Origin of the sequence: Actinomadura kijaniata NBRC 14229, assembly GCF_001552175.1 — a bacterium.
Classification (GTDB): domain Bacteria; phylum Actinomycetota; class Actinomycetes; order Streptosporangiales; family Streptosporangiaceae; genus Spirillospora; species Spirillospora kijaniata.
The window spans coordinates 1-25661 of sequence record NZ_BCQR01000028.1; the positions used below are offsets into that span (position 1 = coordinate 1).

28 protein-coding genes are annotated in these 25661 nt (G+C 72.8%); 15 read left to right on the forward strand and 13 right to left on the reverse strand.

Features of this window, described 5'->3' with window-relative positions; genetic code table 11:
• The 7 genes from AKI01S_RS51630 to AKI01S_RS10345 form a co-directional block, all read left to right on the forward strand.
• A partial coding sequence (locus tag AKI01S_RS51630) for a hypothetical protein (protein WP_218009627.1) occupies nt 1–363 on the forward strand: 363 nt, incomplete at its 5' end.
• A 120-nt stretch (nt 364–483) separates the two neighbouring features.
• Entirely contained in the window at nt 484–1056 is a 573-nt protein-coding gene (locus AKI01S_RS10320) for a hypothetical protein (protein WP_067814381.1), read from the forward strand.
• Between the two features lie 32 nt (nt 1057–1088).
• Nucleotides 1089–1670: a TetR family transcriptional regulator C-terminal domain-containing protein gene (locus AKI01S_RS10325; protein WP_067814384.1), complete on the forward strand. Its 582-nt coding sequence runs from the start codon at nt 1089–1091 to the stop codon at nt 1668–1670.
• 102 nt (nt 1671–1772) lie between these two features.
• The gene (locus AKI01S_RS10330) at nt 1773–2534 is read left to right on the forward strand and encodes an SDR family NAD(P)-dependent oxidoreductase (RefSeq protein WP_067814386.1); all 762 of its coding nucleotides are present in this window, start codon (nt 1773–1775) and stop codon (nt 2532–2534) included.
• A 108-nt stretch (nt 2535–2642) separates the two neighbouring features.
• Nucleotides 2643–3071 carry a hypothetical protein gene (locus AKI01S_RS10335; RefSeq protein ID WP_067814387.1) on the forward strand — a complete coding sequence of 143 codons (429 nt, stop codon included), beginning with the start codon at nt 2643–2645 and terminating at the stop codon, nt 3069–3071.
• Complete coding sequence (locus AKI01S_RS10340) at nt 3068–3370, forward strand: hypothetical protein (protein ID WP_067814389.1); 303 nt, start codon at nt 3068–3070, stop codon at nt 3368–3370. The genes AKI01S_RS10335 and AKI01S_RS10340 overlap by 4 nt, the downstream gene beginning before the upstream one ends.
• A 31-nt stretch (nt 3371–3401) precedes the next feature.
• The gene (locus tag AKI01S_RS10345) at nt 3402–4247 is read left to right on the forward strand and encodes a class I SAM-dependent methyltransferase (RefSeq protein ID WP_067814391.1); all 846 of its coding nucleotides are present in this window, start codon (nt 3402–3404) and stop codon (nt 4245–4247) included.
• A gap of 9 nt (nt 4248–4256) precedes the next feature.
• Here AKI01S_RS10345 and AKI01S_RS10350 read toward each other — a convergent pair whose 3' ends face one another.
• The 4 genes from AKI01S_RS10350 to AKI01S_RS10365 form a co-directional block, all read right to left on the reverse strand.
• Nucleotides 4257–4862: a response regulator transcription factor gene (locus AKI01S_RS10350; RefSeq protein WP_067814392.1), complete on the reverse strand. Its 606-nt coding sequence runs from the start codon at nt 4860–4862 to the stop codon at nt 4257–4259.
• A complete protein-coding gene (locus AKI01S_RS10355; protein WP_245681561.1) occupies nt 4859–6004 on the reverse strand; it encodes a sensor histidine kinase in 1146 nt (381 codons plus the stop codon). The genes AKI01S_RS10350 and AKI01S_RS10355 overlap by 4 nt, the downstream gene beginning before the upstream one ends.
• 31 nt (nt 6005–6035) lie before the next feature.
• Nucleotides 6036–6689: an ATP-binding cassette domain-containing protein gene (locus AKI01S_RS10360; protein WP_067814396.1), complete on the reverse strand. Its 654-nt coding sequence runs from the start codon at nt 6687–6689 to the stop codon at nt 6036–6038.
• Nucleotides 6690–6902: 213 nt separating this feature from the next.
• Nucleotides 6903–8066: a lactate 2-monooxygenase gene (locus AKI01S_RS10365; RefSeq protein ID WP_067814398.1), complete on the reverse strand. Its 1164-nt coding sequence runs from the start codon at nt 8064–8066 to the stop codon at nt 6903–6905.
• Between the two features lie 118 nt (nt 8067–8184).
• Here AKI01S_RS10365 and AKI01S_RS10370 point away from each other — a divergent pair, with 118 nt between their 5' ends.
• Nucleotides 8185–10719 carry a DNA gyrase/topoisomerase IV subunit A gene (locus AKI01S_RS10370; RefSeq protein ID WP_067814399.1) on the forward strand — a complete coding sequence of 845 codons (2535 nt, stop codon included), beginning with the start codon at nt 8185–8187 and terminating at the stop codon, nt 10717–10719.
• Nucleotides 10720–11110: 391 nt separating this feature from the next.
• On the opposite strand, the gene AKI01S_RS10375 is transcribed toward AKI01S_RS10370, so the two are convergent.
• Nucleotides 11111–11923: an alpha/beta fold hydrolase gene (locus AKI01S_RS10375; RefSeq protein ID WP_218009628.1), complete on the reverse strand. Its 813-nt coding sequence runs from the start codon at nt 11921–11923 to the stop codon at nt 11111–11113.
• Nucleotides 11924–12021: 98 nt separating this feature from the next.
• On the opposite strand from AKI01S_RS10375, the gene AKI01S_RS10380 reads away from it, so the two are divergent.
• Together AKI01S_RS10380 and AKI01S_RS10385 are read left to right on the forward strand one after the other, a co-directional pair.
• Nucleotides 12022–12780 (forward strand): TetR/AcrR family transcriptional regulator, encoded by a 759-nt coding sequence (locus AKI01S_RS10380; protein WP_067814403.1) that lies wholly within the window; start codon nt 12022–12024, stop codon nt 12778–12780.
• Nucleotides 12781–13025: 245 nt separating this feature from the next.
• Nucleotides 13026–13442, forward strand: coding sequence for a cytidine deaminase family protein (locus AKI01S_RS10385; RefSeq protein ID WP_067814405.1), 417 nt, complete (start codon nt 13026–13028; stop codon nt 13440–13442).
• Between the two features lie 30 nt (nt 13443–13472).
• Here the strand turns inward: AKI01S_RS10385 and AKI01S_RS10390 are convergent, their stop codons facing one another.
• Nucleotides 13473–14591 (reverse strand): serine hydrolase domain-containing protein, encoded by a 1119-nt coding sequence (locus AKI01S_RS10390; RefSeq protein ID WP_067814408.1) that lies wholly within the window; start codon nt 14589–14591, stop codon nt 13473–13475.
• Nucleotides 14588–14896: an antibiotic biosynthesis monooxygenase gene (locus AKI01S_RS10395; RefSeq protein ID WP_067814410.1), complete on the reverse strand. Its 309-nt coding sequence runs from the start codon at nt 14894–14896 to the stop codon at nt 14588–14590. The genes AKI01S_RS10390 and AKI01S_RS10395 overlap by 4 nt, the downstream gene beginning before the upstream one ends.
• Before the next feature lie 85 nt (nt 14897–14981).
• On the opposite strand from AKI01S_RS10395, the gene AKI01S_RS10400 reads away from it, so the two are divergent.
• Entirely contained in the window at nt 14982–15449 is a 468-nt protein-coding gene (locus tag AKI01S_RS10400; protein WP_067814412.1) for a MarR family winged helix-turn-helix transcriptional regulator, read from the forward strand.
• Nucleotides 15446–15961, forward strand: coding sequence for a hypothetical protein (locus AKI01S_RS10405; protein WP_067814415.1), 516 nt, complete (start codon nt 15446–15448; stop codon nt 15959–15961). Before AKI01S_RS10400 ends, AKI01S_RS10405 begins: the two co-directional genes overlap by 4 nt.
• Here the strand turns inward: AKI01S_RS10405 and AKI01S_RS10410 are convergent.
• A complete protein-coding gene (locus AKI01S_RS10410; protein WP_083999303.1) occupies nt 15942–17315 on the reverse strand; it encodes a DHA2 family efflux MFS transporter permease subunit in 1374 nt (457 codons plus the stop codon). The two genes, AKI01S_RS10405 and AKI01S_RS10410, sit on opposite strands and share 20 nt — an antisense overlap.
• Entirely contained in the window at nt 17312–17890 is a 579-nt protein-coding gene (locus tag AKI01S_RS10415; RefSeq protein WP_067814416.1) for a TetR/AcrR family transcriptional regulator, read from the reverse strand. Before AKI01S_RS10415 ends, AKI01S_RS10410 begins: the two co-directional genes overlap by 4 nt.
• 71 nt (nt 17891–17961) lie before the next feature.
• On the opposite strand from AKI01S_RS10415, the gene AKI01S_RS10420 reads away from it, so the two are divergent.
• Entirely contained in the window at nt 17962–18456 is a 495-nt protein-coding gene (locus tag AKI01S_RS10420) for an FBP domain-containing protein (protein WP_067814419.1), read from the forward strand.
• Nucleotides 18457–18515: 59 nt separating this feature from the next.
• Here the strand turns inward: AKI01S_RS10420 and AKI01S_RS10425 are convergent, their stop codons facing one another.
• Nucleotides 18516–18812 carry a hypothetical protein gene (locus AKI01S_RS10425; protein ID WP_067814421.1) on the reverse strand — a complete coding sequence of 99 codons (297 nt, stop codon included), beginning with the start codon at nt 18810–18812 and terminating at the stop codon, nt 18516–18518.
• 110 nt (nt 18813–18922) lie between these two features.
• Here AKI01S_RS10425 and AKI01S_RS50355 point away from each other — a divergent pair, with 110 nt between their 5' ends.
• A complete protein-coding gene (locus tag AKI01S_RS50355; RefSeq protein ID WP_157419755.1) occupies nt 18923–19405 on the forward strand; it encodes a hypothetical protein in 483 nt (160 codons plus the stop codon).
• 645 nt (nt 19406–20050) lie between these two features.
• Here AKI01S_RS50355 and AKI01S_RS10435 read toward each other — a convergent pair.
• The 3 genes from AKI01S_RS10435 to AKI01S_RS10445 form a co-directional block, all read right to left on the reverse strand.
• Nucleotides 20051–22108 carry a DUF6571 family protein gene (locus tag AKI01S_RS10435; protein ID WP_157419756.1) on the reverse strand — a complete coding sequence of 686 codons (2058 nt, stop codon included), beginning with the start codon at nt 22106–22108 and terminating at the stop codon, nt 20051–20053.
• Between the two features lie 469 nt (nt 22109–22577).
• Nucleotides 22578–24308: a hypothetical protein gene (locus tag AKI01S_RS10440; protein ID WP_067814426.1), complete on the reverse strand. Its 1731-nt coding sequence runs from the start codon at nt 24306–24308 to the stop codon at nt 22578–22580.
• 256 nt (nt 24309–24564) lie between these two features.
• Nucleotides 24565–24963 (reverse strand): nuclear transport factor 2 family protein, encoded by a 399-nt coding sequence (locus AKI01S_RS10445; RefSeq protein ID WP_218009629.1) that lies wholly within the window; start codon nt 24961–24963, stop codon nt 24565–24567.
• 44 nt (nt 24964–25007) lie between these two features.
• On the opposite strand from AKI01S_RS10445, the gene AKI01S_RS10450 reads away from it, so the two are divergent.
• On the forward strand, nt 25008–25574 hold the full coding sequence (locus AKI01S_RS10450; protein WP_067814429.1) for a thioredoxin family protein: 567 nt from the start codon (nt 25008–25010) through the stop codon (nt 25572–25574).
• Nucleotides 25575–25661: the final 87 nt, after the last annotated feature.

Genomic DNA, 25661 nt, shown 5'->3' on the forward strand with positions numbered 1-25661 from the left:
TGGGGGCTGGCGGGCGGCGGGCTGGCGCTCGTGCCGTGGACGTTCGCGCTCGCGGCGCGCCTGCCGTCCACCGCGCAGGTGTCCAACTGGTCGGCCGCCTGGGTCGGGCTGGACGTGATGCTCGCGGCGGGCCTGCTGGGAACGGGCGCGCTGGTGCTGCGGCGCGACGCGCGTTACGGGCTGACGGCCGCCGCGACGGGGGCGCTGCTGGTGATGGACGCCTGGTTCGACGTCCTGACCTCGGCCTCCGGGTCGGAGCGCGCGGTGGCGGCGGCACTGGCCGCGGGTGTCGAGCTGCCGCTGGCGGCGCTGTGCGGAATACTCGCGGCGCGCGCGTTGTCCATGGAGAAGTCGCCCGTCTGAGTTCTTTACCCCCCAACCCTCGCATTCTGGTGAAACCTGAGTACTCGGACCCTTAGAGTGCGACGCGGGCTCTCGGCAGGAGGGCCCTTTCCGCTGTACGCACCCCCATGAGGTCCCTCCATGAACGACAACGAGGTGCGCGAGGAGATCCTGCGACTCCTGCGCGACGACCTTCCCATCCCCGCCCCGGCCGAGTTCGAGCAGCGGCCGGTCGTCCCGCTGGACCGGGACGTGGACGGGGACATCGCCGTCATCCTGCTCCTGCGGCGCGGGCAGGCGATGCCCGGCGCGCGGGACCTGACGTACATGGAGACGTGGACGTTCCAGAAGCGCGACGGCGACTGGCAGGAGCTGGGCGGCGCGGGCGGCACCGCGCCGGAGAAGCCGCTGACCCGGCGGGGCGCGGCCGAGCTGGGCGGCCATCTGCTGCTGCACGGCTGGGGCAACACCGTCCGCAACGCCAACCGGCTCCTGCCCTGGGGCGCCAAGTACGTCCACGAGGCGCGGCTCCAGGCCTCCGACGAGGTGGCGCGGATCCGGATCGGGAACCGGACGCTGGAGGTGCCCGAGCACGGGCACGCCGTGGTGGTGTGGGGCGCGCGCCGCGCGCCGCGCGCCGAGGCGCTGTCCGCCGACGGCGCGGTCTTGGAGGTCCTCGATCTGGATCGCTCCAAGTCGATGCTGAATATTTGACCGATCGGTCTAGATAGGTCTACGGTCGGGACATGGCGAGGACCAAGGAGTTCGACCCGGACGCCGTGCTGCTGCGCGCCCTGGAGCTGTTCTGGGAGCGCGGCTACGAGGCGACGTCCATGGCCGATCTCGTGGAGCACCTGGGCGTCGCGCGGGCCAGCGTCTACGCCACGTTCGGCGGGAAGCACGAGCTGTTCCTGCGGGCCCTGGAGCGCTACTCGCAGCTGAGGGACCCGCAGATCATGGCGGCGCTGTCCCGGCCGGGCCCGGTGCTGCCCGCCGTGCGGGAGCTGGTGGAGCGGTACGCCGCCGACTCGGCGGACGACCCGGTCCGGCGCGGCTGCATGGTGGTCAACACCGCGGTCGAGCGGGCGGGCCGCGACCCGGCGGCGGCGCGTCTGGTCGAGGCGAGCTGGAACCATCTGGAGACGGCGCTGACCTCGGCGCTCACCCGGGCCCGCGCCCAGGGCGAGCTGGCCGGCGACCGAGACCCGCGCGCCCTGGCGCGGCTGCTGGTGGTGCTGTTCCAGGGCATGCGCGTCCTGGGCCGCGCCCCGGCCGACCGGGCGCGGCTGCGCGACGCCGCCGAGCAGGCCCTCACCCTCCTGGCCTGATCCTCGCCGGGGACGGACCCCGCACCGGGAAGGTGCGGGGCTTTCTTCGGACCCTATTCGAGACCAATCGTTCTGTTGGTTTACTGTGAAACGGAGTTCCTCATGACCGTTCGGTTCGACGGCAGGGTCGTCCTCGTCACCGGAGCGTCCGGCGTGCTCGGCCGCGCCACCGCGCTGGCGTTCGCCCGGGCGGGCGCGACGGTGGCCGTCGCGGGCCGCGACCCGGAGAGCACGGGGCGGACGGTGGAGCTCATCGCGGCCGAGGGAGGCACGGCCAGCGCGATCACCGCCGACGTCACCGTGTCCGCCGACGTGGCCCGCATGGTCGCCACCACCGTGGAACGGCACGGCGGCCTGCACGTGGCGTTCAACAACGCGGGCGTCGCCGCCCCGTTCGGCCCGGTCGCCGACCTGCCCGAGGACGACTGGACCCGGGTGATCGACACCAACCTGACCGGCGTGTTCCTGTCGATGAAGCACGAGATCGCGCACATGCGGGCGCACGGCGGCGGCACGATCGTCAACACCGCCTCCGTCATCGGCGCGCACCAGCGGCTTCCCGGACTGGGCGCCTACGCCGCCGCCAAGGCCGGGGTGAGCGCGCTGACCAGGGCCGCCGCCCGCGAGGCCATCGCCGACGGCGTCCGGATCAACGCGATCAGCCCCGGCCCGATCGACGGCCCGATGAGCTACCGCCCCGGCGAGACCCGCGCGGAGCGCGACGCCCGGATGGGCGGGAGGCTGCCGCTGGGCCGGGTCGCCGCCCCCGGTGAGATCGCCCGGGCGGTGCTGTGGCTGGCCTCGGAGGAGTCCGGTTTCGTCGTCGGAGAGGACCACGTCATCGACGGTGGAGCGGCCGCCTGAACAGCGGTTACTACGATTGGATTACGCACTGACACGCTGAGTGAACATCGCCGTGCCCTCGTGTTAACTTCGCGTTCCTCTGCGAGTGAACCGAGAGGTGAAGCGGCCATGGGATGGCGGATCCAACTCTCCGGCAACCCGTTCGGGACGATGGTCGCGGTGACGGCCGTCGTCCTGGGCGTCCTGGGGCTGGTGATGGGCGACGGCGTCAGCCGGGGCATGACCAACAGCCTGGCCGGTCACGCCAACCTGATCGCCCACCTGTGGGGGGCGATGTTCGCGGCCGGTGGCGCGCTGACCCTGTACGGCCTGTACACGCGGCGCGTCACGCTGGAGCTGCCGGGCCTGTACCTGGTGACCGGCGGGTACGCGTTCTACTGCCTGACGGTGCTGGTCGGGCTGGGCTCCCACGGGCTGGCCGCCGGGGTGATCTCCGGTGGGCTCACCGTCGGGTCGCTGCTGAAGGCCCACGCGATCAGCGAGCGCGCCCGCCGCGTCCGGGACGGCGCCCACGGTGGAACGGAGGCCGCCCGGTGACGACCACCGACATCGTGGTGGCCCTGGCGCAGGTGGCGGCGGGCGGCGGCCTCGTCCAGGCCGTCGTGGCGGTGATGCGCCGCCGCACCGAGCTCCGCCGGCTCGACCGGCAGAGCGAGTCGCTGGCCGTGGACACCGCCGACCGGCTGGTGCTGATGCTGCGCCGCGAGCTGCGGGAGTCGCGCGAGGAGCTGGACGACCTCAGGCGCGACCGCGACTCCCTGCAACGGCGGCTGGACGCCCTCGTCCGGAGCGCCACCGAGCCCGGCCGGGGGCCGGGAGCGGGCAAGACCCTGTGACCCGTGGTGTGACCCGTGGTCGACTGGGAGCATGACGGTCCCCTCCGACTACGACTCCGATCCGGAGCGTTTCCGTCTCGGGTCCCGCGTCACCCAGGACCACCTGGCGCGGGGCTGGAACCTGTACACCCGGCTCGTGGCCGTCCTCGCGGAGGCGGGGGCCGTACGCGTCCTGGACATCGGCTGCGGCGAGGGCGCGCTCAGCGCCGCGGTCCGCGAGGCCGTCTCGCCCACCCCGCTCCCCCGCGACCGGGTGGGGCGGCGCGCGGCCACCCAAGCCTGGACGCGCTCCTTTCCCGCCTCCCTGGACGAGCCCGCGTCGCCGGGAATGTGGTGGCGCGCGGGTCCGCCGTACGGAATGCCGCGGCCCGCCTCGCCGGGCGGCATGCGCGTCGTCGGGCTGGACGCGTCGGCGACGATGCTGGCGGCGCATCCGGGTCCCGCCGTGCGGGGGGACGCGGTGCGGCTGCCGTTCCGGGACGGGGCGTTCGACGCCGCCGTGGCGGTCAACATGCTCTACCACCTGGACGACCCGTCGGCGGCGCTGCGGGAGGCGCGCCGAGTGCTGGCGCCGGGCGGGCTGCTGGCCGTGTCGGCCATCGCCCGCGACGACAGCCCCGAGCTGGCCCACGTGTGGCGGCGCGCGCCGACGCCGTTCGACGCCGAGGACGCGCCGGGCCTGGTGGGCGCGGTGTTCGGCGCGGTCGGGGTGGAACGCTGGGACGCCCCGCTGATCACCCTCCCCGACCGGGCGGCCGTCCGCGACTACCTGGTCGCCCGCCGGGTGCCCCGCGCCGAGGCGGCGGGACTGGCCGCGCGGGTCGGCGCGCCGCTGCGCGTCACCAAGCGCGGCGCGCTGGTGCTGGCCCGCCGCTGACCGCCGCCGTCACAGCCAGCCCAGGTCGGCGGCGGCGCGGGCGGCGGCGTGCCGGTTGTCGACGCCCAGCTTCGTCACCGCGGAGGACAGGTAGTTGCGGACCGTCCCCTCCGAAAGGCCCAGGGCGCGGGCGATGCGGGCCACGGGCGCCCCGTCGGCGGCGGCGCGCAGGGCGTCCAGTTCGCGCGGGGTCAGCGGGCACTCCTCGGCGGCCAGGGCGTCGGCGGCCAGCTGGGGATCGATGTAGCGGGCACCGGCGGCGACCTGGCGGATGACCTCGGCCAGCCGGGAGCCGGGCGCGTCCTTGCCGAGGAAGCCGCGCACGCCCGCGGCCATCGCGCGGCGCAGGTTGCCGGGGCGGCCGTGCGCGGTGACGATCACCAGGCGGCAGGCGGGCAGGTCGCGGGCCAGGCGTTCGGCGGCGGCCAGCCCGTCCAGCCCGGGCATGTCGATGTCGAGGACGGCGACGTCGGGCCGGAGGGCCAGGGCGCGGTCGACGGCCTCGTCGCCGCGGCCCACGTCGGCGGCGACCTCGATGCCGTCCTCGGTTTCCAGCAGCAGGACCAGGGCCTCGCGGATGAGGTGGTGGTCGTCGGCCAGCAGCACCCGGATCACGTGTCCCCCTTCGGAACGGTGGCCGTCACGCGGAACGTCCCGTCGCCCGCCGGACCGGCCGCCAGCGCGCCGCCCGCCGCCCGGAGGCGCTCGGCCAGGCCGGTCAGCCCGCTGCCGCCGGTCCCGGCGCGGCGGCCCGCGCCGTCGTTGACGATCTCCAGCCGGACGTGCGGGCCGTCGGCGTCGACCGTGATGCGGCACCAGGACGCCCCGGCGTGCCGCAGGACGTTGGTGGCGGCCTCGCGGGCGACCCAGCCGAGCGGTTCGTGGACGCGGGCGGGCAGGTCCGGCGGCAGGTCGGGGCGGTCGCAGACGATCCCGGCGGCCCGCAGCACCGCCGACACGCCGTCCAGCTCGCCGCGCAGGGAGGTGGTGCGGTAGCCGCGCACGACCTCGCGGACGTCGCGGACCGAGTCGCGGGCCACGGCCTGGATCTCGACGAGCTCGCCGCGGACGCGGCCGGGGTCGCGGTCCAGGAACCGTTCGGCGACCTCGGCGCGCAGCGCGACCGCCTGGAGGCTGTGGCCGAGCACGTCGTGCAGGTCGCGGGCGAACCGCAGCCGCTCCTCGCCGACCGCCGCCCCGGCCAGCTCGGCGCGGGCCTCGTGCAGCTCCTGGACCACGTGGACCAGCCAGATCGTCACGTACCCGGAGAACGCCGTCAGCGGGATGCCGACCAGGTTGTACAGCAGCGTCAGCACGGGCAGGTCGAGCACCAGCCCGTAGCCGAACGTCAGCGCGGCGACGGCCCCGGTGACCGCGGCGGCCCGCCGCGCCGGCAGCACCACCGCGATCAGCCCGGCGGGCACCACCAGCGCGTTCGCCCAGCCCCGGCCCACACCGAGCAGCGCGGGCAGCGTCCAGCAGCACGCCAGCACCGCCGCCAGGCCGAGCCGGTGGACGGGCGCGGTGCGCCGGACGAGGTTCAGCCACAGCAGCCGCCCGTAGAGCGCGAACACCACCGCGACCAGCGGCACCGCGACCGCGATCCGCCCGGCGTCGCGCCGTGTCACCAGCTCGTCCCACATCGGGGACAGCACCAGTCCGGCCAGCGTGACCAGCGTCATCGCCACGATGATCGCGGCGATGACGGTGAGCCGCGGAATCCTGGGCCGCACCCGCCCCTCCGTCCCCGGGGACATGCGGCTCACAGCCTACGCGCCGCCCCCGGGGTCAGGCGGCCAGGAAGGAACGCGTCCGGCGGCCCGGCAGGCGGGCCCCGTCCAGCACGCCGACCCGGTCGGCCAGGCACGCCTCGTCGGCGTCCCGGGTGGCCAGCAGCACCGTCACGCCCTCGGCCGCGATCCGGCGCAGCACCGTCCACACCTCCCGCCGGTCGGCCGGGCCGAGACCAGCGGTGGGCTCGTCCAGCAGCAGCACGTCCGAGCGGCCGATCAGGGCCAGCGCCAGGTCGAGGCGCCGCCGCGCGCCCGCGGCCAGGTCCTCGAACGGGACGTCGGCCGCGTCGGTGAGGTCCGCCAGCTCCAGCGCCCGGTCCTCCGCCAGCGGGTCCAGCGTCCAGCGCCGCCACGTCCCGACGACCTCGCGGGGGGTCAGCCCCGGGAACAGCCCGCCGTCGGACCACACGGCGCCCGCCGGAGCCCGTCCGGGTCCGGCGAACGGGTCGGTGCCGCGCACCCGGACCGTCCCGGCCTCGGGCCGCCGCAGGCCCGCGACGGCCTCCAGCACCGTGGTCTTGCCCGAGCCGGCGTGGCCGAGCACCGCGTAGACCTCGCCGCGGGCCACGGCGAACGAGACCGCCCGCGGCGCCCCGCGCCCCCCGGGACGGACGATCAGTCCGGTCACTTCGATCGCGTCGCCGCTCATGTCCCCCATGCTGGCCGCCGGCCGCGCCGGCGGGCAGTCACGGGCGTCAGCGACCGGTCGTGAGATCCGCCGGGTCCGACCATGACATCCGTCATGCCCCTCGTGCATCGTTCCCCCTCGAACAAGATCACTCGAAGTCGAGGCTAACCGGCGCGGACCGGCCGCACGGGGGTGAACGGTTTTCTGTTTCGCGGTCCGTAAGATCCCGCGCGGTCAGCTCCGGACCAGGCAGTCCAGATCCAGTTCCGCCGGGCGCGTCAGGCCCGCCAGCGCCATCGTCAGCTCCAGCTCGGCCTGGAGGCAGCGCAGCACGTGCCGCACGCCCGCCTCGCCGCCCAGCGCCAGCCCGTACGCGTACGGGCGGCCGACCAGCACCGCCCGCGCGCCCAGCGCCAGGGCCTTGGCCGCGTCCGCGCCGGTGCGGACGCCGCTGTCGAACAGCACCGCGATCCGGTTCCCGACCGCGTCGGCGACGGCGGGCAGCGCGTCCAGCGACGCGACCGCGCCGTCCACCTGCCGCCCGCCGTGGTTGGACACGATCACGCCGTCCATGCCGGCGTCCACGGCGCGGCGGGCGTCGTCGGGGTGCTGGATGCCCTTGAGCGCGATCGGGCCGTCCCAGTGCTCGCGCAGGAACGCCAGGTCCGCCCAGGTCAGCGACGGGTCGCCGAAGTTGGCGGCCCAGTGCAGCAGCGCCGCCGAGCGGTTCTCGTCGGTGACCGGCCCGCCGACGGCCTTCTGGAACACCGGGTCCGAGAAGTAGTTGGCGACGCCGATGCCGCGCAGGAACGGCAGGTACGCCTGGTCCAGGTCGCGGGGCCGCCACGCCAGGGTGAACGTGTCGAGCGTCACCACCAGCGCCGTGTACCCGGCGGCCCGGGCGCGGTCGAGGAGGCTGACGGCCAGGTCGCGGTCCTTGGGCCAGTAGAGCTGGTACCAGCGCGGGCCGTCGCCGCCGGCCGCGGCGACCTCCTCCATCGCGTACGACGAGGCGGTGCTCAGGATCACGGGCAGGCCCGTTCCGGCCGCCGCGCGGGCCGTGGCGAGCTCGCCGTCCGGATGCAGGATCGACTGCACGCCGATCGGGGCCAGCAGCACCGGCGCGGGCATCGGCGTTCCCAGGACCTCGACCGACAGGTCGCGTTCGGCCACGTCCCGCAGCATCCGGGGGACGATCCGCCACCGGTCGAACGCCTCCCGGTTCGCCCGCGCGGTCGCCTCGCTGCCCGCCGCGCCCGCCACGTACCCGAACGCCTGCGCCGACAGCCGCCCCTCCGCCAGGGCCTCCAGCCTCGTCAGATCCGTGGGGAGACCGGGGAGGGTGTCGCCCAGTCCGTTGAGGTAGATCTCGTTCTGGAAGTCGGCCGGCGCGCTCATGGAGCCTCCTCATGGATCGGGACAGGCGGTGTGAAACGGACCCTACGCCGCCCGTCCGGCGGCGAGCCGGTCCCCGTCCGGGCAAAAGATGTCACTGGGACCGGCCACAATGTGTGGCATGGCACGACGCGGATCCCAAGCCCCTCCTCCTCCCCCGCCGGCGGACTTCGAGGAGAACATCATCGATGTCGATGTCTCCGAGGAGATGCGCGGCAGCTTCCTTGAGTACGCCTACTCGGTGATCTACAGCCGGGCGCTGCCCGACGCGCGCGACGGGCTCAAGCCCGTCCAGCGGCGGATCCTGTACTCGATGAACGACATGGGACTGCGTCCCGACCGGGGCCACGTCAAGTGCGCCCGCGTCGTCGGCGAGGTGATGGGCAAGCTGCACCCGCACGGCGACAGCGCCATCTACGACGCGATGGTGCGCCTGGCGCAGCCGTGGGCGATGCGGATGCCGCTGGTCGACGGCCACGGCAACTTCGGCTCCCTCGGCGGCGACGACATGCCCGCCGCCATGCGGTACACCGAGGCGCGCCTGACGCCCGAGGCGATGCTGATGGTGGACTCCATCGACGAGGACACCGTCGACTTCCGCCCCAACTACGACGGTCAGGAGCAGGAGCCGGACGTGCTTCCGGCCGCGTTCCCGAACCTGCTGGTCAACGGCGCCTCCGGCATCGCGGTCGGCATGGCCACCAACATGGCCCCGCACAACCTCGGCGAGGTCGTCGCCGCGGCCCGGCACCTGCTGGACCACCCCGACGCCACCCTTGAGGACCTGATGCGCTTCGTGCCGGGTCCCGACCTGCCCACCGGCGGCAAGATCGTCGGCCTGGACGGCATCCGCGACGCCTACGCCAAGGGGCGCGGCACGTTCCGCATGCGCGCCACCACCCACATCGAGAACGTCACCCCCCGCCGCAAGGGCATCGTGGTGACCGAGCTGCCGTACGCGGTGGGCCCCGAGCGCGTCAAGGCCAAGATCAAGGAACTGGTCAACGCCAAGAAGCTCAACGGCATCGCCGACCTGAAGGACCTCACCGACCGCAACGTCGGCCTGCGCCTGGTCATCGAGGTCAAGAACGGCTTCAACCCCGAGGCCGTGCTCGCCGAGCTGTACCGCCTCACCCCGATGGAGGAGAGCTTCGGCATCAACAACGTGGCGCTGGTCGACGGCCAGCCCCGCACCCTCGGCCTGCGCGACCTGCTCCAGGTCTACGTGGACCACCGCATCGAGGTGGTGCGGCGGCGGTCGATGTTCCGCCGCAAGAAGCGCGAGGACCGCCTGCACCTGGTGGACGGCCTGCTGGTCGCGCTGCTGAACATCGACGAGGTCATCCAGGTCATCCGCTCCAGCGACGACTCGGCGCAGGCCAGGGCCCGCCTGATCGACATCTTCGACCTGTCCGACATCCAGTCGCAGTACATCCTCGACACGCCCCTGCGCCGGCTGACCAAGTACGACCGGCTGGAGCTGGAGAAGGAGAAGGACCAGCTCAACAAGGAGATCGCCGAGCTGACGGCGATCCTGGAGTCCGAGCGCAAGCTGCGCGGCGTGGTCTCCCGCGAGCTGCGCGACGTCGTCAAGAAGTTCGACACCCCGCGCCGCACGGTGCTGATGGAGGCGTCGGGCCAGACGGCGGCGGCGGCCGTTCCCCTCCAGGTGCCCGACGACCCGGTGCTGGTGCTGATGTCGGTCACCGGCCTGATGGCCCGCACCGCCACGGCCGACCCGCTGTCCGACGAGGGCGGGCGCTCGTCCCACGACGTGCTGCGCGCGGCCGTCCCGACGACGGCGCGGGGCCAGGTGGGCGTGGTCACCTCCACCGGACGCATGATCCGCGTGGAGGTCGTGGACCTGCCCGCGCTGCCCCCGTCGGCCTCACCGCCGTCCCTGGCGGGCGGCGCGCCGGTCACCGAGTACGTGACGCTGGACGAGGGCGAGACGGTCGTCGGCCTGGGCACGATCAGCGAGGCGGGCGCGGGTCTGGCGCTCGGCACCGAGCAGGGCGTGGTCAAGCGGGTGGTGCCCGACTTCCCGAACAACCGCGACGACTTCGAGGTCATCACGCTCAAGGAGGGCGACCGCGTCGTCGGCGCCGTCCACCTGGAGTCCGAGGACCACCACCTGGTGTTCGCCACCAGCGACGCCCAGCTGCTGCACTACGCGGCCTCGAACGTCCGCCCGCAGGGACGCCCGGCGGGCGGCATGGCCGGGATCAAGCTGGCGGCGGACGCCCGCGTGATCTGGTTCGGCGCGATCGACCCGGCGCGCGAGGCCCGGGTGGTGACGGTCGCGGGCAGCTCGACGGCCCTGCCCGGCACCCAGACCGGCGCGATCAAGGTGTCGGACTTCGCGGACTTCCCGGCCAAGGGCCGCGCGACGGGCGGTGTGCGTTCGCACCGCTTCCTGAAGGGCGAGGACACGCTGCTGGCGGCCTGGGTCGCCGCGACCCCGGCGAAGGCGTCGGCCGCCAACGGCAAGCCCCTGGAGCTCCCGGCCGAGCTGGGCCGCCGCGACGGCTCGGGCATCCCGCTGGAGCAGCCGATCGCCGAGGTGGGAGGCCCCCTGGGCCGCCGCCCCGACGAGGCCGAGGAGGCTGCCGAGGCCGCCGAGGTGGCCGCCGAACAGGGCGGCTCCGTCAACTGACACCCAACGCCGGTGCCGCCCCGACCCCGGGACGGCACCGGCCGCACAGGACAAGCCGAACGCCCTTCCACCGAACACCGCCGCGCGGCCGCTTCCCGCGTTCCGCGCGCGGAGTTCGACGCCGCGCCGACCGTCTGCCGCCGGCTCCCGCCGCACAAGGGTGACGGGCACACGTTCGCTCCCCGCCCTCGGACCGCCGACATCCTGCCGCCCGACGAGTCCGGCTACGCGGGAACGCCCGTTCCCGGGACCCCTTCACCGCCGGATCCTGCGGCGTGGCGGGCGGCGAACACACGTTCGCTTCGCGTCTTCGGGCCGCCGACGAATTCGGGTACGCAGGGGCGCTCGTTGCCCGCCGAGGGCTCGAAGGGCCGCGCGCCTGCACGGGATGTCAGGCGTTGCGTGTGACGGCGTTCGTCCACAGTTCTTCGAGGGCCGCGTTGACGGCTTCGGGGTTCTCCGTGTGCGGCCAGTGGGCGGTGCCGGGGATCTGGAGCCGGCGCGCGCCGATGCGTTCGGCGGTCACCCGCGCGCACGCCATCAGCGGCTCTCCGCCGCGTTCGCGGTACAGGGCGGGGACGTTCTCCCAGGTGCCAGAGATGACGAGCTTGGGCCAGGGGGCCGCCGCCAGCTCGGCGACCGGGATCGCCGCCTCCCAGCACACCCGTTCGCGGAACGCCGAGCGCGCGGCGCGCAGGCGTCGCGGCGTCGGCTCCAGCGGCGGGAGCCCTACCGATTCGGTCGCCGCGCGCAGGGAGACGTCGGCGGGGACGTCCTCGGGCAACGCGGCGTACGCGGCGCGGTTGGCCGCCAGCGCCTTGGCGACCACGGGATCATCGGCGGCGGCCTGGTAGCACCCCGGCTCGACCAGCGTCATCGACAGCACCGCCTCCGGCCGTCGCGCCGCCGCCCACATCACCCCGACGGCCCCGTAGGAGTGCGCGACGAGATGCGCGCCCTCCCCCATCAGCGCGAGGACGTCCTCGGTGTCGACCTCGTAGTCGCCGGCGAACCCGGTCGAGCTGTCCGGGCTGTCCCCGTACCCCCGCCGGTCCATCGCCACCAGCCGGAACCGCCGCGCCAGCGGCCGCTGCGCCGCGAACCCGAACACCGGGTCATCACCCCAGCTCGTGGACCCGTGGACGAGGACCACGGGCTCCCCGCCCCCGCCGGTCTCGTCCCACACCGTCACGTGAACGCTCATCATCGCCTCCCTCAAACACTGTATGGGGAAAGCTAAACACTGTATAGGTACGGGAACAGCGTACGCAGCGCACGTCCGCCCCTGGATAGGGTCGTCCCGTGTCCACCTCCGACGACGCCCCGCTCTCGGTCTGGCTGCGCCCCGAGAAACCGCCGCGCGACCGCCGCCTGACCCGCGACCGCATCGTCGGCCGCACCGTCGAGATCCTCGACTCCGAGGGCCACCGGGGACTGTCCATGCGCCGCGTCGCCACCGATCTGGGCGTCACGGCGGGCTCGCTCTACTGGTACGTCACGACCAAGGACGAGCTTCTCGAACTGGCGTTGGACGCGGTGCTGGGCGAGGTGCTCGCCGACCTGCGCGCGGCCCCCGTGTCCGGCTGGCGCGAGGGTCTCGGCCATCTCGCCCGCTCCACCCGCGCGATGATGCTGCGCCACCCCTGGGTCGTCTCGGACCTGACGGCCCAGCCCAACCTGGGCCCGAACGCCCTGGCCCTCGCCGAGACGGGCCTGGCGGTCCTGTCGCGGGCGGGCTTCGCCGAGCGGGACCTGGACGCCGCGCTGGCCGCCGTCAACGACCAGGTGACCGGCGCGGTCGCCGCCGAGATCACCTGGCGGACGGTGACCGCCCGTGCCGCCGCCCGCTGGCCCGGGGAGGCGGGCGACTTCCTGGCGGGACTCCACCGCGACCATCCGCACCTGGCCCGCCGCATGGCCGCGGCCACCGGCGTCGACGTGGACGCCGAGTGCGACCGCCGTTTCACGTTCGCCCTGGACTGCCTCCTGGACGGCCTCGCGCTCCGCCTCGCGGAAGGAGACGGGAGCGACGCGCCGGACGGCGCTCCGCGTGAGACATGACGGCGACAAACAGCCTGACGCTCTACCTCCCGAGGAAGAGCAGAAACGACGCGCCGGACGACGCTCCGCGCGGAACCTGATGGCGATATACGGCCTGGTGCTCCACCTCGCGAAGAAGAGCGGGAACGACGCGGCGGCCGACGCTCCGCGAGGCACGACGGCGACAAACAGCCTGGCGCTCCGTCTCGCGAGGAAGAGCGGGAACGAGGCGCCGGACGACGTGCCTCGCGGGGCATGATGGCGGTATGACGATCAGTGCCGCCGATCGGGAGCTCGTCCAGGCCGCGTCGCGCGTCGTCGCCGCGTACGCCCACCGCGACGTCCACACCGTGGCCTCGGCGGCGCGGGCCCGCGACGGGCGGATCTTCACCGCGATGAACGTCTACCACTTCACCGGCGGCCCCTGCGCGGAACTGGTCGTCATGGGGACCGCCGCCGCGCACGGCGCGTACGAGCTGGACTCCATCGTGGCCGTGGGCGACGACGGCCGTTCGATCCTGCCGCCGTGCGGGCGCTGCCGCCAGGTGCTGATCGACTACTTCCCCGCCATCCGCGCCATCGTCGGGACGGCCGAGGAGCCGCGCGCCCTCCCCATCAGCGAGCTGCTCCCCGAGAGCTACGTGTGGGAGGACATCCAGGGCGATCCCCCGCCGCTCACGTGAGCCGGGCCGCCGCTGACGAGCGGGCGCCCCTCACGGCCGCCGGGCCGCGTCGAGGACGGCGGCGGCGAGGCGTTCGTTCTCCCGCGCGCCGCCGCCCCCGCCCGCGGCGAAGCTCCGGCGCGTGTAGCTGTAGGCCACCCCGCTCGCGGGGTCGGCGAACGACTGCGCGCCCACCGCGCCGCTGTGCCCGAACGCGTCCGCGCCCAGGAACGGGTACCGCACCCCCTGCGCCTCGAACCCCAGCAGGAAGTGGTCGCGTTCGCCGGTCACCAGGTCGACGCCGGTGGCGTGCGGCTTGGTGAACTCCGCCAGCGTCGCGGGCGTCAGCAGCGGGGGCCGGCCGTCCACCTCGCCGATCGTCGCCGCGTACATCTTCGCCAGGCCGCGCGCGCTGCCCACGCTCCCCGAGGACGCCGGGCCCAGGGCCCGCACGGAGCGGGTGTTGGCGAACTCCACCAGGTCGGTCGGCGGGGTCGCGTTCAGGTTGAAGGCGATGCCGGTGAGGCTGTCGGGTGCGGGCGCCGGGGCCGTGCCGCGCATCGGCCGGACCGGGAGGTAACGCGGCTCCTCGCTCTCCGGGAGTCCCAGGTAGAAGTCCAGGTCGTAGGGGGTGCGGACGCGCTCGTCGTAGATCTCCTGGAGGGAGCGGCCCGTCGCGCGGCGGACCACCTCGCCGACGAGCGCGCCGATGACGAACGCGTGGTAGCCGTAGCCGGTGCCCGGCTCCCAGTGGGGGCGCTGGGGGGCGAGGCGTTCGGCGAGGAGGCGGTCGTCGGCGAGTTCGGCGGTGGTGAAGCCGCCCTCCACGCCGACGAGCCCCGCGCGGTGCGCCAGCAGGTCCCGCAGGGTGACGCCGCCCTTCCCCCCGGCCGCGAACTCGGGCCAGTGATCCGCGACCGGCCGGTCCAGGTCGAGCACCGCGTCCTGCACCAGCGACGCCACGACCAGGTACGCCGCGCCCTTGCCCGAGGAGTAGAGGGCCAGCAGCGAGTCCTCCGCGACCCCCGACCACAGGTCGACGACCGTCCGCCCGTCGAGCCGCACGGCGAGCTGCGCGCCGAGACCCGGTTCGGCGGCCACGACGGCGGCGAACTCCTCCCGGACCCGTTCGAACCCGTCGGCCACGGTGCCCTGGACCAGCGCCGTCATCGCCCCTCCTCCCCGCCGTCGACACGGACGCCCTGCTCGTCGCCGGTCAGTTCGGCGATCGTCGCGAAGAACGCGGCGATGCCCGGGCGGTTGGCGCCCTTGGCGCGGGAGGCGGCGAAGTCCTCCGCCGAACGCCACTCCACGATGTCCAGCCACTCGTCGTCCGCCAGCCGCACCAGCCGCGCCCCCAGGAAGCCCGCGCGGTCGGCGCGGAAGTCCGCCACCATCGCCGGACGGGCCGCCAGCATGTCCCCGGTACGCCCCGGGACCGTGCGGAAACGGGTCAGTTCCACGGTCACCGCCATGACCGCCTCCTTAATGATCAGGTGGTGTCCGAGACGATATAGTCACCTATTATTACTGTCAACATCGGTGACCAATGGAGGGGCGATGCGCCGCAGCGAGCGCAAGCAGAGCGATCCCGACCTGGGCGTCCTCACGGCACGGCTGATGTTCGCCGTGCAGGAGGAGCTGTTCGCGACCATGGCCGACCAGGGACATCCCGACCTGCGGCCCCAGCACGGCGCGGTCATGGCCTACCTGGACGCCGAGGGCAGCCGCGCCACCGACCTGGCCCGCCGTTCCGGGCAGCACAAGCAGGTCGTCGGCAAGCTGCTCGACGAACTGGAGGCCCTCGGGTACGTCGAACGCCGCCCCGACCCGGCCGACCGCCGCGCCAAGCTCGTCGTCCCCACCGAACGCGGCCTGGACATGATGACCCGGTCCGACGCCGTCCTGGCCGCCATCGAGGAACGTCACGCCCGGGCCGTCGGAGCCGGGAACTACGCCGCGTTCAAGGACGCCTTCCGGGAGATCGTCCGGCGGCAGCGCGCCTGGCGCGACATGATGGAGGGATGAACCGCCACGAACTTCCCTCCGCGGTGGACGGCGGGGCGCTGCTCGCGCTGGCCGAGGGACACCACGAGCGCGCCACGCGTTCCCTCGGCGTCCGCACCGTCGCCGGCCACCTGCTGAAGGTCTACGTCCTGGAGGCCCCCGGCCGCGCCCTCACCGACGGGGACGTCGAGACCGCCGTCGAGCTGGCCGAGGACCACCTGTCGCTCGGGCGCGCCCGGGGCTCGCTGGGGCTGTCGGTGCTGATCCTGCACGCGGGCGGCGACGGCGACTACGTGCTGGTCCACACCTGGATCGAGGGCTACATGTCCGATCTGGCGGTGTTCGTGGGGCCGCAGGGCAAGCCCGGCGAGATGCGGCCGGGCCGCGCCGGGCTCGCCCCCTGCGTCTGGGAGGCGGCGATCCTCACCCACGAGCGGGACGCGTTCGCCCGCCACGTCCTGGACGGCGGGGGCCCGCTCCCGGACCGCCTCGACGCGTGGGGCGCCGACGCCCTCACCGGCCCGGTGCGCTGACCGCGCCGGGCCGCCGTTCCGGGAGCAGGAGGGCGCCGGCGGCGGTGACCGCGAGCAGCGCCAGGACCAGCCAGAACGCGGCGTGGAAGCCGAAGGGCTGGAGGGCCGCGGCGACCGCCGCGGTGCCGAGCGCGCCGCCGAGTTGCTGGGCGACGGCGTTGGCCGTGGTCGCCGCCGGGACCTTCGCCGCGGGCAGGGAGTGGTACAGCGTCTTCATGATCGGCGAGCCCGCCAGCGCCAGGCCGACGCCGCGGACGAACAGCGCGGCCACGCCGAGCGGCACGTGCGAACCCGGCTCGACCAGCGCGAACGGCACCGTCCCCACCGCGGTCAGCGCCAGGCCGGCCAGCACCATCGTGCGGGCGCGGGGGCCGGCGTCGATGAGACGCCCCGCGAACAGCGTCGCCACCAGCATGCCCAGCCCCTGCGGGACCAGGATCAGGCCCGCGTCCAGCGCGCCGCGCCCGGCCCCCTGCTGGAAGAACAGCGGCACCAGGAACGCCCCGGCGAAGAGGGTGAGGTTGACCAGCAGCCCGACGGCGGCGGAGGCGGCGAAGGCGCGGTCGCGGAACAGGCCGAGGTCCACGATGCCCGGCCGCGGCGACCGCGCCTCGCGCAGGCCGTAGGCCGCCAGCAGGACCAGGCCCGCCACCAGCGCGGCCGCCCGTTGCCCCGTGCCGCTCAGCCCGTAGACCAGCAGGGTGAGGCCGCCGCTCACGCAGAGCAGGCCGGGGACGTCCAGGCGTTCGGCGGCCGCGCGCGGCGAGACCGGGACGAACACCAGGGTCAGTACGATCGCGGCGAGCAGCAGCGGGGCGTTCAGCAGGAACACCCAGCGCCACGACAGGGCCTCGACCACCACGCCGCCGACGGCCGGGCCGAGCAGCGGCGCGGCGAGCGCCGGCAGCGCCATCATCGCCATCATCCGGCCGAGGCGCTCGCGCCCGGCCACCTCCATGACGATGATCCGCGACAGCGGGAACAGGCCGCCGGCGCCGAGCCCCTGCACCACGCGGAACGCCACCAGGCTGCCGAACGACCAGGCCAGCCCGCACAGCACCGAGCCGACCAGCATCACGCCGAGCGACACCGTCCACGCCCGCGACGCCCCGAAGCGCCGCGCCGCCCACCCGGTCACCGGGATGACCGCCGCCAGCGCGAGCAGATAGGCGGTGGTGACCCACTGGGCGTCGGCCACGCCCACCGAGAACACCCCGGCGAGGGTGTGCACGGCGACCGAGACGACCGTGCCGTCCAGCAAAGCCACGAAGGCCCCCGCGACCAGGATCATCCCGACGCGGATCGTCGCCCGGTCGAGGGGTTCGGGGACGGGCGCCCGCACCTGCGTCGTCATCGTTCCTCCTCCGAGGGCCAGTTCTCCAGCAGGACGTGCAGGGCCTCGACGGCGCGTTCCCACGAGGACCGCACGTCGCGCGGATGCCCGAACCCGGCGTTCGCCTCGAGCAGGATGAAGCCGTGGAACGTGCTGCGCAGCAGCCGCACCGCGTCGGTCACGTCCGGCTCGTCCAGGCCGTAGCCGCGCAGCATCGCGTAGACGAGCTCACCGCCCCGCGCACTCGCGGGCGACTCGGCCAGCAGCTCCGGATCGACCTGGACCTGCGTCGCCGCGTAACGCCCGGGGTGCTCGTGCGCGTAGTCGCGGTAGGCGTTGGCGAACGCCACCAGCGCGTCCTTCCCGGCACGGCCCGCGACCGCCTCGTTGAGGCGTTCGGACTGCTCGGCCGCGGCCAGCAACGCGACCCGGCCGCGCAGCTCCGTCACGTTCTTGACGTGCGAATACAGACTGGCGTCCTTCACACCGAAACCGCGCGCGAGCGCCGTCATGGTGACGTTGTCGATCCCGATCTCATCGGCCATCTCCGCCGCCGCCCGCACCACGCGCTCGACCGTCAGCCCCGCCCGCGCCATGGGCGCCACCTCCGAACCTCGACAGACTAAGAACTTGCCTAGAATATCTAGGAAAGCTAGCGTCTGCGACCATGAAGACGCTGACCGAACCCGAGATCCGCGCCTCGTTCGTGAACTGCTCCAAGGGCGAGGCCAAGCGCCTGCCCCTCCCCCGCGACCTCGCGGAACGTCCGTGGGACGACCTGGACTTCCTGGGCTGGCGCGACCCCGGCGCCCCCGACCGCTGCTACATCGTGGCCGAACACGAAGGCCGCCTGATCGGCGTCACCCTGCGCCTGTCGAACCAGGCACGCGGCCTCACCCAGCGCAGCATGTGCTCGCTGTGCCTGACGACGCACTCCGGCAACGGCGTCGCCCTGATGACGGCCCGCCGCACCGGCCAGGCAGGCCGCCAGGGAAACTCGGTGGGCGCCTACCTGTGCACAGACCTGGCATGCTCGCTCTACACCCGCGACAAAAAGGCCCCAGAACCAGGAGGCCGCCTAGAAGAAACCCTGACCCCGAACGAAAAAATAGCCCGAACCCAAACAAACCTGACTAATTTCCTCAAAAAGATCACGACCTGACGCGCACCCCGTCCAAGAGAGTCCCCTTTCAGGCCCCCTCCCGCCAAGGTCGACTCCGATCAGCCGCCCAACGCCGCCTCAAGCTCACTGACTTCCCTGGGGGTGCGGCGTAGCGCTTCCTCGGCAGAGACGATCAACGCGCGCACGGCGGATCGGAGACGCCGCCGCTGGTCGATGAGATCACGTTCGAAGGCGACGGCCGCGCCCCCGCTGCCACTGACCCAGACATGCCGACTGACCATCCGACGAACCGGCTTGTCAAGCGCCCGTTCCATCACATCAGCATCCCGCCGCAACCTACGCAGAAGCTCCTCAAGCTCCCGATACTTCGGATTGGGCACCTTTCCGGGAGCCATAACCACATCCTCAAGAGCAGTAGCAAGACGAAGCGATCAGAGGCATTCTAAGGACGACCCACCCACCCGACACCCCAACGAGTCAACCAGCTCCCTGCCGAAGGGACACAATGCCCAAGAGTTTCCCGGTACGAGCGAATATCATCCTCACCCTCGCACTGCTAGCCACCACCATCTCCTGCCAGCAGCAACCCGAAGGCCCCACCGCAGCCCAAGCAGAAGGGCATCTAAGGGCGCATGTAGATAAACTGGCAGGTATCGGAGTAGGCAACATTCGAAACGCTAGAGTCACTGATCCGGGCGGCAAGGATATTTCCTGCGACGAGGACAGGGTAAAGCGCACCTACGCCGTTGCCGGACATAAAAAAGATCCCAGAAAAGACGACTTGAGCCTCGACCCTGTTGACCTGTCGAACAATTTGTACGGAAAATTGAACACCCTCGTGGCAAAGTACGAGCCTGTAGACGTTCAGCGCGCCAGCCCCATAATAAAGAGCCGCAACAAGCAGGCTCGCACTAACATCACCATCGCGGTCCCCCAAAAGGGGGTCGTTGAGATCTACGGCTCGACAGACTGTCTCAGAAAAAGCTAGAGCCTAGGTTCTGTCGTCAAAGCCGCCGGCACCTTCACCCGCATGCCGCAAACCGTCCAGGCTTGCGCGGATGTGGCCGGGGGCATCGCTTGGCTGGTGGGGGTGGACTCCAGCATCGCGCTAGTGCACCAACGCGCCGCCAGCAGTCAAAAAGGGGCACCACCAGCAGACGCTCGGGCGGTCCCGGGGCAGGCTGACCACCAAGGTTCACTAGCCTGTGATGGGCGGGGGCGGCCGCTGGCGCTGGTGGTGACCGGCGGCAACGTCAACGACTGCACGGTGTTGGGTGCGGTGTTGGACCGAATTCGGGTGCCGTGCCCAGGGGTGGCCTCGCACGCGCCCCGGTCGTGTGGTGGCCGACAAGGGTTACAACAGCCGGGCGATCCGGGCGTATCTGCGGCGGCGCGGGATCGGCGCCACCTTTTCCGAACGCGCCGACCAGGCGGCAGGCCGGGCCCGCTGCGGCGGACGACCCCGGCCTTCAACCCCGAGATCTATAAGCGCCGCAACGCAGTGGAGCGCTGTCTTAACCGGCCCAAGCACTGGAGCGGCTTTGCCGCCCGCTGCGACAAGACCGCCGAGTACTACCAGGCCGCCTTCACCCTGACCGCTGTGCTGATGTGGCTATGGCTTTGACGACACGACCTAGGGACGAGCATCCCGCTCCCAACTCAGCGCCAACTGTTGAGCCCTTCTCAACTTTCCCTCAAAGGCACCAGTCGCGTTCACCGGGACCTGGCCGAAGGCGGTTTCGCTGTCGCCGCCGCGGCCGTTGGCGTTGAGCCAGGAGATGTAGTTGTCCAGCAGTTTGGGGTCGCCGGTGATCTCCTTGTACGGGAGCAGGTGGCCTGTGGCGTTGTTGTAGAACAGGTGGCCCGGGTGCGGGTGTTCGGCTTCCCAGGGGGTGACCTCCATCGGGTAGCCGCGTTTGATCAGGCGTTGCACCATCGCGTGTTGGAGGCCCAGGGACGTCTGGAGTTCCCTGTCCTCCAGGCGTTTGAGGCGGGTGTTCTCGTCGGCGTTGTCCTTGAGGCGGTCGAGTTCGGAGCCGGAGACCTTGGTGAGCATGTCCCAGACCATCTCGTCGGCCATCGGCGCCACCGGAACGAAGATGGTGCCAAGGTCGAAGCCCACATCGGCCAGCTGACGCAACTGCTCGCGGCGTAGGGCGTCCTGCTCGTCCAGTTCGCCCTGCACTGTTTTCTGTGCTTGGGACTGGAGGCCCGCGACGTAGCCGAGTGCTTGCATCACGCGTTCCAGGCCCGGGGTGTCGTGGTGGATCGCACCGTTCTTCTTGGCCGTTTCGATGCGTATGCCCTCGGCTCCCAGGCGTCGGGTGAGTGCCCCCATGCCCTGTTCGAACGGCCGCATGTGCTCGGGCGAGTCGGCGAACGTCTTCAGGAACTCGTAGGTGTCCTCCGGGCTGAGGCTGAACAGGGGTTTCAGGCCGGGCGTGTAGGACTTCACCTTGCCGAAGGCGGTGTCCTGGTGGCGGTCGTCGATGTTGGCGCCTTCGGTGATTTCGGTGACGTAGGACGCCGCTATGCGGGACATCGGCAAGCGCATCGGTTCCGGGATCGCGTCGGCGGCCTCGGGGATCGTCGTCATCACCGTGAACGCGAACCGTGCCGCCGCCTGGCTGTGCCGTCCGTCCTTCTCGTCGTCGGCTCCGCTGCCCGCCGCCAACGCCCTGCCCAGTTGTTCGGCCGTCTGCGAGTCGAACGCGGCCAGGCGCGTGTAAGCCGTCAGGACTCCGGCGAGGTCAGGTGTGCGTTTCTCGGGAGCGGGGAGCCGGTCAACGAGGGCCGTCGGGTTCACCGGGAGGCTCGGGTGGGCGTCGGCCACCCCCTGGAACGCCAGCCGCGACGCCACGGGGTTGTTGCCCAACGCCTGGAGCATCCCGCGCACCGTCTGCCAGTCCGTCGCGTTCAGGTCGGCGGCGCGCATGTCCGGGTTCGCGGTGTACTGCCGGTACAGCGGGTCCAGTGCGTGCTGCCGGGTGAGGGCGGCGAGCCACCTCGGCGGGTATGTGCCGTGGGAGGCCAACGCCGCCACGCCCTGCCGTTCGGCGGTGGGCAGGTCGCGGGCGAACATCGCGTCCGCCACCGCGCCGAACCCCGGAACGCCCCTCCCTCCCGACACCGCGCTGGCGAACGCCTCCCCCGCCTCCCGCAGCTGGCGGTCGACGTGGGCGAGCCGCGCGTGCTCCTCGACGAGTCCCGGCAGCCGCCGCGTCCCCTCCCCGCCGAGCCTCGCGAAGAACGCGGCGGTGTAGTCGGGGTCGAAGCGATGCAGTCCCAGTTCGTTGAGGATCTCGTGATAGGCGCCGTCCTCCGGGTGAAGCCCCTGGAAACGCGCGGCCAGCGCGCTCCCCTGGCGGCGGGCCTCGGCGGGTGTGAGGACCAGCGATTCGTCGATGGGCGCGAGGCCGGGTTCGGAGCTGTCGTCCAGGGCGATGGCCAGGTCCCGGCGGCGGGTGAGCATGGGCAGCTGCGCGTCGAGCCAGCCGCAGACCCGGTCGATCTCGGTGAGGGGGGCGGTGTCCACGCCGAGGGCGGCCAGCCTGGCGCGGTAGGGCGCGACCGTTCCGGTGATGTCGGCCCGGCCGCGCCGCATCTCATCGATCATCTCGCCCATCAGGGCCGGGTCGATACCGCTGAATCCAGCGGGGAACAGCGCGCTCACCCGCCCCAGATAACCCACCTCGTCAACGCAACGTCAATGTCGCGTGACACACCGCAACGACATCGAGACCGCTCGATCCACGTCTTGTCCGATGGGTCCGCGAGGTACCTACTTGCCAAGGAACGTCGGCCGGGACGCCATGGCGCAAGATCCTGCACATGGCTTCGGTCAGGCCGTGATCGCCGTTGGTGCGGGCACGGTCCAGGGCGCTGGCCGCCGGGCCAGTGACCAGCGGGTCCCGGTGACCGTGACCGTTCACTCCGCGCGGGTGTGGGACGGGTCCGCAGGAACTCGGCAGCCATAGGATCCAGGGCCTGTTTCACAATGGGCCTCAACCACGCACGCGAGCGCGTTACCTGACCCGCGGGCCCGAAGCCAAAGGCGAAGGCCCGCAGGTCAGATCGCGGAGCGATGCCGCGTTCGCCAAGACCTGGTGAGGTGCGAGCCCCCAGGGCGAGCGCCGTAGGCCAGGGCTTTTGCAGCACAGCTAGTTCGTGCGGGTGTTGGGGAGGTGGTCGCCGACGTAGCCGATCCAGATCTTGCCTGTGGTTCCGGCCGAGTCGTCGTGGAAGTGGATGCGGGGGGCCGGGCTTCCCACGCGGCGGAGTTTGATGTGGGCGGGCATGTACTGGCGGCCCTTCGGGTTCACCGAGGTGGGGACCGGGAAGACGCGGGGGCGGGCCAGTTTGTCGCGGGTCGTGACGGTGGTGGACTCGCGCAGCGACACCACCGTGGTCGGGATGACGCGGCGGCCTCCGGTGTCGTCGCGGCACCAGTCGTAGAAGCCGCCGTGGAACGCGCCGGAGGAGCGGGCGGCGGCGAAGTCGTTCAGTGCCTGGAACGCGTCCCACGCCTTGGCCGCCCACCGCGCGCACTGGCCGGGGTAGCCGAGGTCGAGGGCGGAGGCGGTGTCGAACGTGTCGCCGATCTCGATGAACGGCAGCGTCTCCCGCGCGTGGTAGAGGGCGTCGACCAGGTGGGTGGGTTCGAAGAGCTCGGCGGGGTTGGGGAAGTCCTGGCGGGTCTCGGCGAGGCGGGCCTCCAGGCGGCGGACGCGTTCGGTGAGGTGGCGGGCCTCGCGGGCGGCCTCCTCCAGTTCGAGTTCGAGGACGCCGTTGGTCTCGCGGAGGCGTTCGAGCTGGTCCTCCAGGCGGTCGGACTCGGTCTCGGCCTGGCGGTTGATGCTGCGGGCCTCGTCCAGGGCCTTGCCCAGGCTGCCGATGTGGGTGTTCATCGTGCGCATCTGGCTGAGCAGCTCGTCGCGGGCGGCGGGGCGGTCGCGGGCGGCGGCCAGTTCCAGCGCGGCCATGATCTCGTCGCGGAGGCGGTCGGCGACGGTGGCCGCGACGGCGGCGGCGAGCGCGTCGGGGTCGAGCGCCGGGGCGGGCGGGCGCTCCGGCGGCTCGTCGGCGGGGTGGCCGTTGTCCGCGGGCCGGGCCGGGGTGGGGCGCGGGGCCGGGACCATCGCCAGCAGGGCCCGGCGCAGCCGTTCGCGGTCCTGTTCGGTGGGGACGGGGGTGGTGGTGACGTCGGCGAGGGCCTCGGGGGGTTCGAGTCCGGCGAGGATGCGGCCGACCATGCGGTGGGCCGCGCGGACGTCGTCGGGCAGGCGGCGCGGCGCGGTCTGGCCGAGGACGTGGCCCGCGACGATGTCGAGCGCGCGGGCGCCGCGCCGGCGGAGGGTCGCGCCGCCCATCACGCGGTGGCGGCTGGGGTAGCTCTCGTGCTCCAGGCTCAGGCCGGGCAGGTAGGTGCGCACGCCGCCGCCATAGACGGCCAGGTCGTCGCCCACCTCGGCGTTGAAGCGGTCCTGGGCGGCCAGGTCGGCGAACCACACGACGGCGGCGGCCCCGGCGACCGCGCGGGCGAGTTCCTCGGCGCGGGCGCGGGCCGCGCCCGGTTCCTGCGGGGTGGCCGCGACGGCGACCAGCGGGACGCCACGGCGGCGTTCGGTGAGGTCGGGCAGGAAGTAGCCGACGGTGTCCTCGTCGAGTTCGGTGGCGGTGTGCGGCAGGTGGACGCCGCCGTCGGTGATCCGGCCGGTGCGCAGGTAGTCGGGCAGGAAGGCGGGCGCGAACGCCTCGGCCGTGCCGTTGTGCCGCTCGACGGTCACCACGGCCCAGCCGCCCGGGCCCGCGCCGGTCTCGCCGTAGGTGACGCGGGTGCGCAGCGCGCCGTCGTCGAACTGGAGGCGGCCGCAGCCGGGGCGGACCCGCACCGTGACGGCGCCGCCGTCGTGGGTCTCCTCGACGTCGGGGCCGCCGGGGAGCGGCGGCAGGCCGCGCGCGGCCAGTGCGGCGGTGAACGCGCGGCGCAGCCGTTCCCCCTGGCCGGGGCCGGGATCACGCAGGATGGACTGGTACGGCCTGTTGATGGCGACTTCCCCGGGGGAATCCTTCGAGCGGCGTTTCCGGCATCCTAGGGCCGGGGCGCGGGCGGGGCCGGGGAAGCGGTGAGCCGTCCGTTACCGGCCATCACCGCTCGATGTCGTCGGGCCCCCAGAACGCCTCCATCCGGGCGATCCTCCCCTGTTCGTCGAAGGTCATCGCGTCGATCACGCGGATCCGCAGGCCGGTGACCTCGACGGTGAACGCCATCGCCGCGCGGTCGCCGTGCGAGCCGCGGACCGGGGCGTCCAGGGTGAGCCTGGTCCCGGCGGAGACGGCGTTGGCGTAGAACTCGTCGATGGCCTCCCGTCCCTTGATCGCGGGGGTGCCGACCGGGTCCTCGATGACGGCGTCGTCGGCGAACAGGGCGGCCACCGCGGCGGCGTCGCCCGCGTTGAAGCCGTCGACGTAGCTCTGCAGCACCCGTTTCATGTGCTCCTGGGACGGCACGTTCCACCTGCCCTTCCACGCGACCGGTCGCGTCACCCTACCAAGCGCATGGTCGGCTGCACGAGGGTGAGAATGGGGGCATGGCGATCTCCTCGTTCATGGTCCCGCTGGGGTCCTCCGCTCCGGGTTTCACGCTGCCGTCGCTGGACGGAACGCTGGTCTCGATGGACGACCTGGCCGGGACGCCCGCGCTGCTGGTGGCGTTCCTGTCCAACCACTGTCCCTACGTGCGCCGCGTCGAACGCGCGCTCGGCGTCGTGACCGCCGAGTACCGCCAGCGCGGCCTGTCCACCGTCGCGATCTGCAGCAACGACGTGGAGCGCTATCCCGACGACGACGTCCCCCACCTGAGGGAGCAGGCCGAACGCTCCGGGTTCGAGTTCCCCTACCTGGTGGACGCCTCGCAGGAGGTCGCGCACGCCTACAAGGCGGCCTGCACCCCGGACCTGTTCCTCTACGACGCCGAACGGCGGCTGGCCTACCGGGGCGAGTTCGACCGGGCGCGGCCGGGCAACGAGGTGCCCTCCGACGGCTCGTCGCTGCGCGCGGCGCTGGACCTGGTGCTGGCGGGCGAGAAGGTGCCCGAGCCGCACACCCCGAGCCTCGGGTGCGGCATCAAGTGGAAGCCGGGCAACGAGCCGGGCTGAGGGTCATCCGACGCGGGGGCGCGGCAGGCTGGGGCCGCGTCCGGCGCCCGAGCGCGCGGCGAGCCGTCCCGCGGCGGGCGCGGCGCC